The sequence below is a fragment of the Pseudomonas fragi genome (assembly GCF_002269505.1).
Taxonomy (GTDB): Bacteria; Pseudomonadota; Gammaproteobacteria; order Pseudomonadales; family Pseudomonadaceae; genus Aquipseudomonas; species Aquipseudomonas fragi_D.
In genome coordinates this window covers 40,669-55,164 of record NZ_NQKQ01000013.1, presented here as the reverse complement: position 1 = coordinate 55,164, position 14,496 = coordinate 40,669, and the positions used below count along the sequence as shown (strand labels likewise).

Here is a 14,496-nt window from a genome sequence, read left to right as displayed (position 1 = left end):
AGGCGTAATGATAGGTCAATTGTGCCTGGAACCCACGTACCCGATGCGTTATCAGGGCTGTTTGGGCAAAAAGTGTTCCTTGAACAACGCCTCAGTGATTGTTGCGTAATACACCTCGGGCACTTTTTGCCCGGGCCCGGCCTTGGCCTCCAGGCTTTTTTTGCTGTCCATGCGCTGGCCGGGCAGCTTGAAGTGGGCCGCTGTGGGGTTGTTGTCACCGCCAATCGCCTGGGCATAGTGCACATGCGCGTACCAGAGCACCTGACCGGCAGGATCCTGTACTTCATACTCCTGCACGAAATCCTGCCGCTCACCGGTCATGGCGATGCGCTGATTGATTTTCACCAGCTGCACCTCCCCCAGATCCAGCAGAAAACCCACAGTGCGCGAAGTCGGCGGCAATGACAGCAGGATCTTCAGCCCCTCGCTGCGCAACAGGGTTGCTGCGCCTTCAAGACGGGCAATCAAGGCCTCGGGCGTACCGGGTACGGGCGTGTGCACTGGCAGCAGGTCAGGATGCAATGCCTTGATTTCAGTCACCAGCCGATCCAGGTTATGGGCAAAACGATCAAGTGAGCCATAGAGCTCTGGCGCAAACTTGGTGCGCTTGATGCGGCTTTTTACTCGATGGATTTCACCATTGACCTGTTTTAACAGGGTGGCCGCCTGGGCCCTGACCGTCCCGTAGGGTCGTACCAGCGCCACCTGAGGTGTAGGCAGCTCGACCCATTGACCCGCAGCCATCTGCTTATAGGCGGTCAACACATTCGTCGATATCCCGCCCGGTGGCTGAGCCGCAGGCCGATCACCGATATCGACAATCTCACCCTCACCCTGGGCATGACTGGCCCTGACGGTGCCGATCAGCAGCCCCTTGTTGCGCGTGCGCACAATTTTGCGCCTGGCTTGAGGCACACGGGAAGGGCCAGGCTGCGCCGGAAGCCACTCTTGCAGGGCGCTGGCCTGCTCCAGCTGCATGGCCACGGCCCGGGAATCCAGCGCCTTGATCACAGTGTTGACATTATCCACATGGCGTTGATCCAGTCGTGTACCGGGCCGTGCCAGGAAAATGCTCAATGCCTCTTCAGCAGCGGCATAGTGCTCGCGCACATCGTTGAGGATTTCAAGGCGCTCGCTGTGGCTGAACAAGGTTTCGTCTTCAAGTTCGGACTGGTTTTTAGCCTTGAAATACAGCGGCCCGACAATCTCATCCACTGCGCGCCGGTCTTCGCCCGCCGGCTCCAGCGGCACAAGATCGCGCAGCACCACCAGTTGATGGGATCTGCACAGCACATCGGAGCGGTAACGCGTTACGGCCTGCCCCTCAATCTCAACCTCATAGCGGATATGACGTCTTCGCGCGTCCAGCGCCTCCCTGAAACCCGACTTGGGCACTCCACGCAGCTTCTCCAGATAAGCCTGCATGGCCTTGAAGTCGTTAACGGCGCCCTCCAGCTGTTGGAAAATCTTCAGGCAATCCGCCCGATACCCCCCCGTTTTGAACATCGCAGCATCCACCACCTGCGTCTCGTCCCGGAACACCTGCGGGTGCATCTCTTGCAAAGAGCGGCAGATAGTCACCCTTGAATCAAACAGATGCGCCGTCAGAAGGATCATGTTCTTGTAACTCTGCGACAGAATGACATGGTCATTGTCTTCCGCCAGCAGTGCATGTTTTTGCAGCAGGTGATCCAGTACGGCAACATACTGCGGTTGCTGCTGCTCAATCACCGTGATGCAGCGCTCCAGCGCCTGGATACGCTCTGGCGCAGGGGCACCTTGGGCATCGAGTTGCTCATAGGCCTGGGTAGCTTCGTCCATTTGGGCTTGCAGGGCCGGTACCCGCTCGTTGTACTGCGTCATTTTTTTGCGCAACTCATTGATGCGTTTGATCCGGGCCCCGCCTTTGGGCGGAGGCTCAGGTGCATCGCCACCTCCACGCAGTCCCGCCTTGCGGGAAAATCGCCAGACCCCTGCGTCATCACCGCTGATGCGCGGTCCTTTATCCGAGGGATCACGGGGATTGACCAAAAAGACCCCATCAGAATCAATCCCGATTTGATAGGGAAAGTCCTCAACAAGGGCATGCCATTTGCCGTTCAATGCGTACAGGCCCTTATAGACCCCCTCCCTTACATACATATTTTGCGTGTCGGACCATTGACCGCGGTTTCGGTCAAGCCATTCCAGATTCGACGGTTTGAAATGCTCCCAACGGTCACTGAACCAGGCAAAATCCAGCCGGGTTTTATAATTGCCCACGGGCACCGCCGGTAGAAAGATCACCCCTTCCCTGATTTCACCAGCAATCACCGGCCCGGCGTCAGGGGCAATGCGTCGTTGCGCAAACTCGGCGGGCAGCAGCACGTTATCGGGCCGGGCCACTCTGCCCGTCAGCTGCACCTGCTCAGGCCCCAGATGCAACAGGGTCAACCCGATATTGAACAGCAGATCAATCAGCGCCGGCGCCCTGGCGGTCGAGTCCGGGCTGCGCAGGCGTTGCACATCACTTTGCAATGCCAGCACGGTCATCACCACCGCGTTAAGCACATGCAGCGCCCATGGCAACTTGAGCATGGGCACCATCGTATTGAACAGCAGCCACCCTCCTTCCAGCAGAGATGCCCAGCGCCGCTCGCTGTTGGACAGGGTTTGCCGATCGCCCAGCTCGCCCAGTGCCAGTGCCATCTCGGTATACAGCGTATGGCCGAAGTCGTCTTTGAGGGCAAATTCACTCAGCAATGCCGGGCGGGGTGAGAGGCGCATCGGAAATTCATCAAACACCCATGACGACGCCTGATGGACCCGTTTGAAGCCACCGTCCTCATAGATACGTCGGGCACCGGCGGGCAACCAGTCAAGGACGCTTTGTTGCAGCGGGCCTGACGCCACAATGGCTGCCCTGAGTGCGTCCCAGGACGAATACTCCACCAGCGCGTCCTCATACAAGGGCCGATAGAGCACATGGGGCCCGGCCGTCACCTGTTGCGGGCCGATCACAAACATATTGCGCACCACATCCGGCCGCGCAGTGGGCGATGCCAAAAAAGCCAGCGGCCGGATCACCACCCCCTGCCCCGGCATCTTGCGCAACGCAGGGTCAAGCATCATCAAGCCCTTTACGCAGTGATAACCGCGCTCGGTGAAGTTGCAGCGCTGGCGGATTTTGCATTCCAGGGCCTGCAAGGGTAAGTGCACCCGCAACTCATCGACAAACAGCCGTTCCCGCGCCCGGGCATGCTCGGGGTTATCCAGCAGGCAGCGCCTGATCCATTGCGGGTAGGTCTGGCCAATATCGACCGTCTGGATCAGCCGCCGCACGTAGTCCGGGGTCATCCACCAGTCCTGGATCAACTGGCCCCTGGCATGGCTGATGCGTTGGGGCCGACTCATTGCGCCCCTGAGATTTTGCACGGCCAGTTCGGTCAGGGTCTGGGTGTAAGGGTTGAGGGTGCCAACCGTGCCCTCACCTCCCGGCCCGACCGGGTTGATAAAAGTCAGCAGCAGCTCGTCAGGGTTATAGCCCGGTGCCAGTGGCTGGTCCCGGCCCATCTGCCGACGCAGGGCATTGACCGTAAAATCGTGCAGGTTGGGGATATCGTCGTCGAAACGTTGGCCATTGGCCTGCTGATTGGTACTGGCCAGGGCCGTCAAATGGCTGCGATAAGCGAAGCGATCGGCTGCAGATGACTGTTGCAGCCACTCAGGCAGTCCGGCGTAGAGGCTGGACAAATCCCGCGGATCGAGCCGTTCTGTGGCGCTGAACACGGCCGCGGTATCGGTAATATCCAGAACATGTCCCTCCAGAGCATCCGCACTCGTGCGCGGCACCGGCGCCATGATTGCATCCAGATGACGCTCAAGCAGGCACAGGGCCTGAGCCTGCACCAGGTTGCCTTCAGGCTCATAAAGTACGCGGGTGACAGAGTCCAGCTCAAAGCGCGCAGCCATATCGCCACCCCAGCTTTGGGTAAAGCGGCTGACGGACGCATAAGCCTGAATGCTGCCGTCCACCTTGCAGTGGAAAACGCCATTTTCGCCACTCAGCAGATGCACAATCAGCACATCAGGGGTCAGCACCTCCCAGGACGTGCCCCCGGCCACAATCTTCGCGGCCACACTGTAGGCCCGGGTCGTGCTGTCAAGGCCAGGCAAAGCGTGCCGATCGAGGCGGTCGGGGTAACGGAACACAGTGCGCAGCACCCCACGCTGGCGGGCACTCAGGTCAACCCGGGTCTCGGCACTGGCCAGCAACTGCTCCTGAATGATCCGCGACAACCAGATCAGACGGCTTGGCCCGGCATCGGCGGGTTGATTCCAGTACCCCAGCAGCGCTTTTTGCAGCGCCACACGCCAGCCCTGCACCACATTGCGCATCAGCGGCACGACCCGGCTTATGGGCTCGATCTGGCTCAGTTGAGAATGGGCGGTTCTCACGCCAATAAAACACTCGTCGTCCGAATAGTAGTCGTAGTTCAGCGATTGCTGGCTGGCGATATGCTCCAGCAGCACATGACTCAGCAGCCGATAGCCGGGCTGCTCAAGGGCAGTACCGTCCGGGGCTACCGTTTGCACCAGCCAGGTGTGAAAGATATCGAAGACCTGCGGCGCAAACGCCTCATTCAGTTGCTCGAGCAATAACTGGCGCACCACAACCCGCAGATTGGGGCGCAAGGCGAACTGACTGGCCACGACCTCCTGGACCAACCGGGCGTCGATAATCGGGGGGAAAGGTAAAGCGGCTGTATTCATGTGGGCATCCTTCACTGTTGGCTCAAGGCAACAGTTAAAGGAATCGTCGGGGGGAGCGTGGGGTAGCGGGTTAGTGCAGGGTGATTGAAATCATATCCGTGTCCGTACCCATATCCGTAGCCGCTGCCGAAGGAACGAGGCTGCTGCTACAAGCTGGGGGAAAAGTGATGGCTGAAAGCCCCTCACCCCAACCCTCTCCCGGAGGGAGAGGGAGCTGATCTGTGGAGATTTTGAGGCCGCGTGCGGTCAGTCCCCTCTCCCTCCGGGAGAGGGCTAGGGTGAGGGGCTTTTGGTTGGGCTTGACCTGCCACAGAGTATCTACAAAAACCCATCCCTCAGATAAAACTGCGTGGCTCGCGCAACAAGGCCTCCAGCTCCACCGCCGGCAGAGGGCGACAAAAAAGATAGCCCTGCACCTGATCGCAACCGTTGGCCGTCAGGAACTCCAGTTGCTCGCGAGTCTCCACACCTTCGGCAATCACCTGCAAATCAAGGCTATGGGCCAGCTCGATAATGGTCCGGGCTATGGCCGCATCCTGCGGGCTCAAGGTAACCTCACGGATAAACGCAATATCTATCTTCAGCTTGTCGATCGGGAAACGGCTCAGGTAGGCAAGGCTCGAATACCCGGTGCCAAAATCATCAATGGAAATTTTCACCCCGATATCGCGCAGCGTCAGCAGGCTGGCCACGGTATGAGGGGTGTTCTCCATCAGCGAGCCCTCAGTCAGCTCCACTTCGAGCAAGTGCGGGTCGAGCTGATGGGCCTTGAGCGAACGCTCGATATCGTCCACCAGATCCCCTTCGCAAATCTGCAGCGCCGACACGTTCACCGCCACTTCCACCCCGCCAAGGCCCGCGCTTTGCCATTGAGCAATCTGGCTGCACACCCGGTCAATCACCCACTGGCCCACCTTCGAAATCAACCCCAGGCTTTCCAGCAGCGGCACAAACACCGCAGGGGACACCGTGGCATGCCCCGGCCGGTGCCAGCGCAGCAGTGCCTCTACCCCGCTGATCTGACCGTCAGCCAGGCTGATCTTGGGCTGGTAATACACCTCGAACGCCTGCTTGCGCACTGCATCGCGCAGCGCGGTTTCCAGCTCCTGGCGAGCCAGCACCTCAACATTCATTTGTGCCGTGTAAAACCGATAGGTGTCCTTGCCCGCCTGCTTGGCCAGGCCCATGGCGGTATTGGCGTGCTTGATCAGCCGATGCGCCTCGGCACCGTCGTCCGGGTACAGGGCGATGCCGTAACTGGCGGTCATCGGCGTGTCATGCCCCTGCAGCCTGAACGGCTCGCGCAGCACTTCGCGGATACGGTCAACCATCTGCCGTGGCCCGGGCTGGCCCTTGCGGATCATCAGGATCAAGGCCAGCTCGTCACCGTCCATCCGCCCCAGGGTGTCACTGACATTAAGGCAGTTGGACATACGCTGACTGAACTCGGCCAACACCTGGTCCCCCATCAAATGGCCCCAGGTCAGGTTGATATTTTTGAAGTCATTGAGGCCCACCGTCACTACCGCCAGCTGCCAGCCCCGCAGCACCGCCTGGGTCAGGCCCATCTGCAAGGTGGTGTAAAACAGGTCACGGTTGGGCAAGCCGGTCAGCGGGTCGTAATTGGCCATTTTCAGCAGCCGCTCATCGGTGCCCATCGCCGTGCGAAAGCGCTCCAGATCGCTGGTGCGTTTTTCCAACTGCTGCTCAAGCATCAGGGTATGCACCGCCTGATAGTCGCCAAACGCCTTGAGCCGCAGCAGATTGCGCACCCGCAACCACAACTCGTCACTGGCCACAGGCTTGCAGATAAAGTCCTCGGCACCCGCCTCCAGACCCAGCAGCCGCGCACTTTGCTCACCCTGGCCCGACAGCATGATGATCGGGATATTGGCCGTCGAAGAGTTGGCCTTGAGCTGGCGGGCGACCTGATAACCGTCAGTGCCCGGCATCATCGCATCGAGCAAAATCAGATCTGGCTGCAGTTGCGCCACCAGACTCAAGGCCTGCTCCCCCGAGCTGGCCGTCAGCGTGTGGTAACCCTGCTCTTGCAACAAGGCTTCAAGCAACTCGCGAACATGAACATCGTCATCCACGATCAAGAGTGTGGCAGAGGTATTGGACATGGAGCGCGCTCAAATAAGAGGCTGTTAGGTGCCTGATCAGCCAGCCTCCCTGGCCAGCGGCTCATGCCCGTTTAAAGATCCAGTAAAGCACCGATAACGGCACTTCACCATGAACGGCAAAAACAAAAAAAGCACCCTGAGGTGCTTTTTTGACTGCGCTGCGGCTTAGCCCGCCAGGCCCGCTGCCCTGGCCCGTGCAGCATGCAATTTCTTGTAGCTGTCAATCAGGCGCAGATGCTTGTCCAGCCCTTCCAGCTTGATGCTGGTGGGGGTCAAACCATGGAAACGCACAGTGCCGTCCACCGAGCCGATGGCGGCGTCCATGCGTTCATGGCCAAACATACGGCGGAAGTTGGCCTCGTAATCCTCCAGCTCAAGGTCTTCGTCCAGCTTCATCTCCAGCACGGCATTGACCGCCTGGTAGAACAAACCGCGCTCCACGGTGTTGTCGTTGTACTGCAGGAACATCTCCACCGCCTCTTTCGCCTCTTCATACTGCTCCAGGGCGAGCCAGATCAGCAGTTTCAACTCCAGAATGGTCAACTGGCCCCAGGCCGTGTTGTCATCAAACTCGATACCGATCAACGTAGTGATATCGGTGTAATCATCCAGCTCGCTTTCCACCAGACGCTCGACCAGCCCCTGCAGCTCTTCATCATCAAGGCGATGCAGATTAAGGATATCGGCACGGAAAAACAGCGCCTTGTTGGTGTTGTCCCAGATCAGATCGTCAGCCGGGTAGATTTCCGAATAATCTGGCACCAGGATACGACAGGCCTTGGCGCCGATATGCTCGTACACCGCCATATACACCTGCTTGCCCATGCCCTCGAGAATCGCGAACAGGGTCGCGGCTTCCTCGGCATTCGAGTCTTCGCCCTGGCTGGTGAAGTCCCACTCGACGAACTCGTAGTCGGATTTGGAGCTGAAGAAGCGCCACGACACCACACCGCTGGAATCGATAAAGTGCTCGACGAAGTTGTTCGGCTCGGTCACCGCCTGACCTTCAAAGGTCGGTTGCGGCAGATCGTTAAGCCCTTCGAAACTGCGCCCTTGCAGCAACTCGGTGAGGCTGCGTTCCAGCGCCACTTCCAGACTCGGGTGGGCCCCGAACGAAGCAAACACACCGCCGGTACGCGGGTTCATCAGCGTCACGCACATCACCGGGAACTCACCGCCCAGCGACGCATCCTTGACCAGCACCGGGAAGCCCTGCTCTTCCAGCGCCTGGATCCCGGCCAGAATGCCCGGATACTTGGCCAGCACGGCCTGCGGCACATCGGGCAGGGCGAACTCACCCTCGATGATTTCGCGCTTTACCGCCCGCTCGAAAATCTCCGACAGACACTGCACCTGGGCTTCGGCCAGGGTGTTACCGGCACTCATGCCATTACTGAGAAACAGGTTTTCGATCAGGTTGGACGGGAAATACACCACCTCGCCATCGGACTGGCGCACGAAAGGCAGCGAACAGATACCCCGCGCTTCATTACCCGAGTTGGTATCGATCAGATGAGAGCCGCGCAACTCACCTTCGCGGTTATAAACCTTCAGGCAGTACGGATCGAGAATCTCCCCTGGCAGCTCATCATTGGGGCCCGGCTTGAACCAGCGCTCATCCGGATAATGCACAAACTCGGCATTGGCGATCTCCTCACCCCAGAACTGATCGTTATAGAAGAAGTTACAGTTCAGCCGCTCGATAAACTCGCCCAGGGCCGACGCCAGCGCGCCCTCCTTGGTGGCGCCCTTGCCGTTGGTAAAACACATCGGCGACTGCGCATCGCGAATATGCAGCGACCACACGTTGGGCACGATATTGCGCCACGAAGCGATTTCGATCTTCATCCCCAGGCCGGCCAGAATGGCGGACATAGTGGCGATGGTCTGCTCCAGCGGCAGATCCTTGCCCGCGATAAACGTGCCGCCCCCGGAAGTGGACGCCGGCATCAGCAGGGCCTGGGCATCGGCGTCGAGGTTCTCCACCTCTTCAATGACAAACTCAGGCCCGGCCTGCACCACCTTCTTCACGGTGCAGCGGTCGATGGAACGCAGAATGCCCTGACGGTCCTTCTCGGAAATATCCGCAGGCAACTCGACCTGAATCTTGAAAATCTGGTTATAGCGGTTTTCGGGGTCGACAATATTGTTCTGCGACAGGCGAATATTCTCGGTGGGAATATTGCGCGTCGAGCAGTACAACTTCACAAAATAAGCCGCGCACAGCGCCGACGAAGCCAGAAAGTAATCGAACGGACCAGGAGCCGAACCGTCGCCCTTGTAGCGGATGGGCTGATCGGCAACCACGGTGAAGTCATCGAACTTGGCTTCAAGTCGGAGGTTGTCGAGAAAGTTGACCTTGATTTCCATGCGGGATTACCAGAGTTGCTAACAAATAATGGCGGGCATTATCCGGCTTTTCGGCGTGAAGTGTTGTGCTTTTGCGCATGGGCGACATGTGCCCCCCGCCACCTGTAGCCGCTGGCGAAGGAACGTGGCTGCGATCGGTGATGCGGCACGCCGACGAAGCCGTTGTAAAACCGGGCACTGCAGTCGTTCAGATAAAACCTGGACTCAGGTTTACAGTCGCTGCGTCGCAGTGGCACACCAAACTAGCGCAGCCTTGCTGCGCTCCTAAACGGCTTGAATGTTGACGCTAAACTTTCTGAGGGCGAGGAAACTGACCGCACGCGGCCTCAAGATATCCACTGATCAGCCCCCTCTCCCTCTGGGAGAGGGTTGGGGTGAGGGGCTTTCAGCCATCACCTCTTTCCCGGCATATAACCGCTGGCGAAGGAAGGAAACTGCGGCCATATGTACTCGGTGAATCAGTGGTATTGCAATGCGCCCATATCTACACCGAGTACATATCCATTCGATGTATCACGGCTTTCTACGGGTTCCGCCCTTACGGCGGCTCACTTTTGTCAAACAGCCACAAAAGTAAGCAAAAAGGCCTTGCCCTACCATACGGCCGCCTCGCCAAGGCTCGCCGGTGCCCTCACTCCGGCACTGTTATGGGGGCACGCCGCGACGGGCCATCCATGGCCCATCGCGGCTGGCGCGGCGTCCTGCCGCGCCACCCCCATAACAGCACCTGCGTTCAGCCTTCTGTGAGGGGCATTCGCGTTGTCTGGACAAGCGCGGGGCTACAGCAAAAGCAAAAGCAAAAGCAAAAACAAAAGAAAAAGAAAAAGAAAAAGAAAAATAGATCTTGTACACGGGCACATATGGCCTGCAAAACAGGCCGGCCGGTAGGCCGCCTAGTGGCGCACTGCTTTTGATCTGCCAGCCCTCCCGGGAGGCCGAGAGGAGGTTATGTGGAGTGGGTCGACCGGCATGGATGCCGGGAGAGCCGCGATGGGCCATGGATGGCCCGTGGCGGCGTGCCCACGGAACAAAACCTGCGCGAGGGAACCTGAGCGCAGCGAAGGCCGTACGAAGGGGCGAGGACCTTTTGGTTCCTTTTGGGTCCTTCCAAAAGGGACTCGACGTAAGGTCGAAACCAATATCCCAGTTAGACACAAATGCCGGATATGTACCCGGAGGATCAGTTATTCAGCAGCCCAATAACGCGCCTGCCCCCAAAAAACAAGCAAACCACGACCATCACCCAAATACTGGCCATATAGCGACCACATCCCCAATAACAGTCACAGGCGCTAGCGCAATACTGGAGCACATACCCATAAACCCGCACTAACTTAAAGCACCCACCTGACAACTAGTAAATACATCTAACCTTATATACAGAACTAACACCGCACACTTAACCCCATATACCCGCCTCCCCCAACAAGTTCAAAAAACACTATTTACACCTCTATATCACAGTGCCACTATCGCCACACACAGCAAACCCGCTGCAAAAAACACCTGCTTTCGGGCCAAAAAAACACCGGCCTGCGCAAACCTCCCGTCCGTACACGGCCCAGGCAAGGGCCGGGGCAGCGCCCGCTAGCACAGGGCCATGCTCAAGACACCTGCCACTGGGCGGAGTTATTTTTGGTCGAAAACGGCCAGAATGTTATTTATTGTCAGTCAATAGATATTGAAATACGCCTATATAGCTCAAATAAAATCGCCAGCGGATTTAAAGGTTGATATTGCAATCGGTTCGCAGTTAATATTTTGCCCGTTCAACTTCGTACCGACCCTTTATCTGTAATAAAGCCGGAGCAACTGTGCTCCTGCCCAGGCCATCGCCACATCATACTGATGCCGGCAGCCTTTATTGATAGGCACAGCCACTCCCTGGCCCCGGATTCACGCAGGTCAGAGCACAGCGGGCGCTTGTTGGGGCGCTCTTCGCATTTGCGCGAGAGCTGGCTAAGCAGAATCACGGGGATGCCCAGTTCGCGAGCCATCAGCTTCGCGCTGCGGGTCATGTGACTGACCTCCTGCTCCCGGCTGAACGTGCGCGAATCGGAGTCCATCAGTTGCAGGTAATCGATAACGATCAAATCCAGGCCGTGGCGGCGCTTATGGCGACGGGCAGCCGAACGAATCCGATTTATCGTCATCGAGGCACGGTCAGAAATAGACAATTTGGAGTGCTTCAGTTTTCCGGCCGCACTCATCATCTCAGCGCCGTGGGTTTGCGGGGCGGTACCGCCCTTGATCAGTTGCAGCGGGATACGCCCTTCGGACGCCATAAAGCGATCCATCAGGCCGGTCTTGTTCATTTCCAGGCTGAACACCATCGCGCTCTTGCTCTCGCGGATAGCCACATGTGAGGCGATGTTCATCGCCAGGGTGGTCTTACCCATCGCGGGGCGACCGGCGATGATGATCAATTGCTCGGGCTTCAGCCCTTGAAGCTTGGCGTCCAGATCAGGGATGCCGGTAGACAGCCCGTCGATTCCCTCCCCGCGATCAGCCCGGGCCTGCAACACCTCGATGTAGTCATCGAGCATATCCTCGGCCATCACCACTTCAGAAGTGGCTGACTGACTGTCGATGGCCTGGGCTTCGGCCTGCACAGCCGCGACCTTGTCCACGGTTGGCCAGTCACTGTGGGCGATTTCGTTGATGCGGTTGCCCAGCGCGATCATGGCGCGGTCGAGACTGCGCTCACGCACCGTTGTCGCGTATGACGCAGCATTGGCAGCGCTGGGTGTGTTGCGGGTGATTTCAGCGGCGTACCAGGTGGCATTCTTGGTGCTGGGCAATTCACCCAGATAAACACCCACTGTCACGGCATCCGCAGGCTGGCCACTGGCATGCAACGCCAAAATGCCGCGATACAGGGCCGCGTTGTCCTGGTAGTAAAAATCATCGATGGCCAGGTCTGCACTCAGGATATCGATCAGTTCAGGGCGCAGGAACATCGCACCCAGCACGCCGTGTTCGGCCTCAACGCTGAAAGGATCACGCATTGTAATTACCCTCCACAACCTTCACGAAGTTGCTCGGGGCGATCAGCCAGTCAAACGTGGCGCGGAACGGCTTGCCGCCATTGCGACCATCACCCTCTCCCATCAGGAATGCGCTTGAGCCAACCAACGCGAAGAACTCAGCCCAGAAATCCAGATCCTGATGAACATTACTTTCGTTCCAGCGAGCACTGATCTTGGCTTTTCGATCCTTGGTCAGCATTGCTACTTGCGGCAGTGCTGGAAGCGTCTTGTTGAACAGGTCTACGATGGCTTGAGGGTCGCACTTCGACTTCGAGATTTTCAGCGACTCATCACCGTCGACAAGAGGTGACGGTTCAATTGATGGTTCCTTTACGGTTCTGGGGGCAGCTGCTGCCGGGGTGACCGGCACCTCCTGCCGGGGTGATGGGGCATCTGGTGCCGGGGGGCATTTGGTGCCGGGGGCATATCCTGCCGGGGTTATCGTGTACCAGGTGGATCGGCCATAGCGCTGATTACTGATCAGAATCCCGGCCTCTTCCAGCCAGCGCAATGCGCCCCGAACAGCGCGTTCTGACAGACAGGTCCGGACACCAATGGTGTTGATCGAAGGCCAGCAAACGCCCTCGTCGCTTGCGTTGTCGGCAAGGCTGATCAGCACAGCTTTCTGGGTGGGGCTCATGCCTTGGAGCGGCCAGCAGACGCTCATGATGATTGTGCTCATGCGGTTGCTTCCTGACCATGCGCAAGCGATGCCTTCAGGTGTTCAAGGCACTCACGACTGAACTGGGCTTTCGACTCGCTGGAGTACTGGCAACGAACCAGGAGTGCAGCGCGCATGGCCGCGGACTGGTGACTGGCGCCGGATTGCGCTGCGTTTTTGGAGGTATTGCTTGATGGACGAATGGTGCTCATAATGACCCCGCAAGTGTTGTACTGAAGCCGGTCTAGCCACCGGCTTTTTTTCGTCTACGATTTGATAACTGGATGAATTAACAGCTAATCCAAGGCGCTGTTTCTCGACATCTAAGAGGCCGATAATTCGCTTATCAAATGGATTGGCTGTTCAGACTCAGCCGCAATTTCGGCCAGTCTCGGGAAAAAAGAGAACGCCGAGATCTCACCGGAAGTAGCCTTGTGCAGTTTTGCGGCAACGTACTCGGACGGCTTTCTGTGGCCCCCAGCGATCAGCCAGAGGTAGCCAACAGAGATCCCTGCTTCGTCGGCAACCCGCTGTCGCTCGTCGTTACAGGCTTTTGTGAGCCATCGCTGCATACCGGGAATCGGAATTTTCATGTGCAATGCCTTAGCTGGATATTTATCAAATTTATCTCATTGATAATTTCAAGGCAAGAAAGCATTGATCATTCTGATTATTTATCAGATAGATAAAAGGAGGGATCATTAGGGTATGGACACCAACAGCATTCGTAGAGAAAACCTCAGAGCCCTTGCAGCCACGCACAAATCCCAAGCGGATTTCGCAGCGGCCTGCGGAACAGCGGCATCGGTAATTAGCCTGATCATTTCCCCCAACCCAAAACGCAATTTGGGGCACAGGCTGGCCAGAAAAATCGAAGAGGCCCAAGGCTTGCCTCTGGGCTGGCTGGATAGCGAGCATTCCGCTTCAACTGAGCCGCCAATAGAAGTTGATTTTCTGCCGGCCGCCCTGGCACAGAAAATTTCGTCTTACCGTCCTGTGATTGAAATAGAACGCTTTGATGTGGCGGGCTCGATGGGTTCCGGCTCTGAACCGCCTGAATTCAACGGCGTTGTAGAGGCCATGAGCCTTGACGCTTCTTGGGTGCGCCAGAACCTGGTGTTCACATCCATCGACAATATCAAGCTGATTTCAGGTCGCGGCGACAGCATGTCACCCACCATTCGCAGCGGTGACCCGGTACTTGTAGACATCGGTGTTGTGTCAGTTGAATCAGATGCGATCTATTTTTTCCAGATGCGCGGGCAACTCCACATCAAGCGCATACAGCGAGACCTGGATGGGCTGACGATCATTTCTGACAACGACAAATATCAGTCCATCAGGGTTCCTGCGGACCGCGAAGAGGATCTGACCATCATGGCGCAGGTAATCTATTGGTGGAATGGCCGAAACTTTTGATGGCCCAGGCAGCATCTCGCTCCCCTTCGAGCATTAAGGCCACCTCATAACATCTGCACAGAATTGATACACACGAAATCCCGCCGTCGAGCGGGATTTTTTGTGCCTGCGATAAAGCAATTGATCAAAAAACGAATGA

The 14,496-nt window shown here is 57.7% G+C and carries 8 protein-coding genes; 1 reads left to right on the top strand and 7 read right to left on the bottom strand.

The features are described 5' to 3' along the window. Window positions 1-51 precede the first annotated feature (51 nt). From CJU81_RS13400 to CJU81_RS13365, 7 genes are all read right to left on the bottom strand, one after another. Window positions 52-4,752, bottom strand: a complete 4,701-nt coding sequence (locus CJU81_RS13400) for a dermonecrotic toxin domain-containing protein (protein ID WP_095037019.1) — start codon at window positions 4,750-4,752, stop codon at window positions 52-54. A 335-nt stretch (window positions 4,753-5,087) separates the two neighbouring features. After that, a complete protein-coding gene (locus CJU81_RS13395) occupies window positions 5,088-6,878 on the bottom strand; it encodes a putative bifunctional diguanylate cyclase/phosphodiesterase (RefSeq protein ID WP_095037018.1) in 1,791 nt (596 codons plus the stop codon). A gap of 165 nt (window positions 6,879-7,043) precedes the next feature. Further along, the gene (locus tag CJU81_RS13390; protein ID WP_095037017.1) at window positions 7,044-9,248 is read right to left on the bottom strand and encodes an OsmC domain/YcaO domain-containing protein; all 2,205 of its coding nucleotides are present in this window, start codon (window positions 9,246-9,248) and stop codon (window positions 7,044-7,046) included. Between the two features lie 1,769 nt (window positions 9,249-11,017). Further along, window positions 11,018-12,256, bottom strand: coding sequence for a replicative DNA helicase (locus CJU81_RS13380; RefSeq protein ID WP_095037016.1), 1,239 nt, complete (start codon window positions 12,254-12,256; stop codon window positions 11,018-11,020). Beyond that, a complete protein-coding gene (locus CJU81_RS13375; protein WP_176464842.1) occupies window positions 12,249-12,959 on the bottom strand; it encodes a helix-turn-helix domain-containing protein in 711 nt (236 codons plus the stop codon). The genes CJU81_RS13380 and CJU81_RS13375 overlap by 8 nt, the downstream gene beginning before the upstream one ends. Further along, a complete protein-coding gene (locus tag CJU81_RS13370) occupies window positions 12,956-13,150 on the bottom strand; it encodes a hypothetical protein (RefSeq protein ID WP_095037015.1) in 195 nt (64 codons plus the stop codon). Before CJU81_RS13370 ends, CJU81_RS13375 begins: the two co-directional genes overlap by 4 nt. Window positions 13,151-13,261: 111 nt before the next feature. Continuing rightward, window positions 13,262-13,531, bottom strand: a complete 270-nt coding sequence (locus CJU81_RS13365) for a hypothetical protein (RefSeq protein ID WP_053225490.1) — start codon at window positions 13,529-13,531, stop codon at window positions 13,262-13,264. Window positions 13,532-13,646: 115 nt separating this feature from the next. Between CJU81_RS13365 and CJU81_RS13360 the strand changes: the two genes are divergently transcribed. Then, window positions 13,647-14,357 carry a S24 family peptidase gene (locus CJU81_RS13360; RefSeq protein WP_095037014.1) on the top strand — a complete coding sequence of 237 codons (711 nt, stop codon included), beginning with the start codon at window positions 13,647-13,649 and terminating at the stop codon, window positions 14,355-14,357. Window positions 14,358-14,496: the final 139 nt, after the last annotated feature.

Bases quoted from the DNA above. Each gene is read 5' to 3' on its own strand.
- CJU81_RS13400 (WP_095037019.1), bottom strand. From the start codon at position 4,752: ATGAATACAGCCGCTTTACCTTTCCCCCCGATTATCGACGCCCGGTTG.
- CJU81_RS13395 (WP_095037018.1), bottom strand. From the start codon at position 6,878: ATGTCCAATACCTCTGCCACACTCTTGATCGTGGATGACGATGTTCAT.
- CJU81_RS13390 (WP_095037017.1), bottom strand. From the start codon at position 9,248: ATGGAAATCAAGGTCAACTTTCTCGACAACCTCCGACTTGAAGCCAAG.
- CJU81_RS13380 (WP_095037016.1), bottom strand. From the start codon at position 12,256: ATGCGTGATCCTTTCAGCGTTGAGGCCGAACACGGCGTGCTGGGTGCG.
- CJU81_RS13375 (WP_176464842.1), bottom strand. From the start codon at position 12,959: ATGAGCACAATCATCATGAGCGTCTGCTGGCCGCTCCAAGGCATGAGC.
- CJU81_RS13370 (WP_095037015.1), bottom strand. From the start codon at position 13,150: ATGAGCACCATTCGTCCATCAAGCAATACCTCCAAAAACGCAGCGCAA.
- CJU81_RS13365 (WP_053225490.1), bottom strand. From the start codon at position 13,531: ATGAAAATTCCGATTCCCGGTATGCAGCGATGGCTCACAAAAGCCTGT.
- CJU81_RS13360 (WP_095037014.1), top strand. From the start codon at position 13,647: ATGGACACCAACAGCATTCGTAGAGAAAACCTCAGAGCCCTTGCAGCC.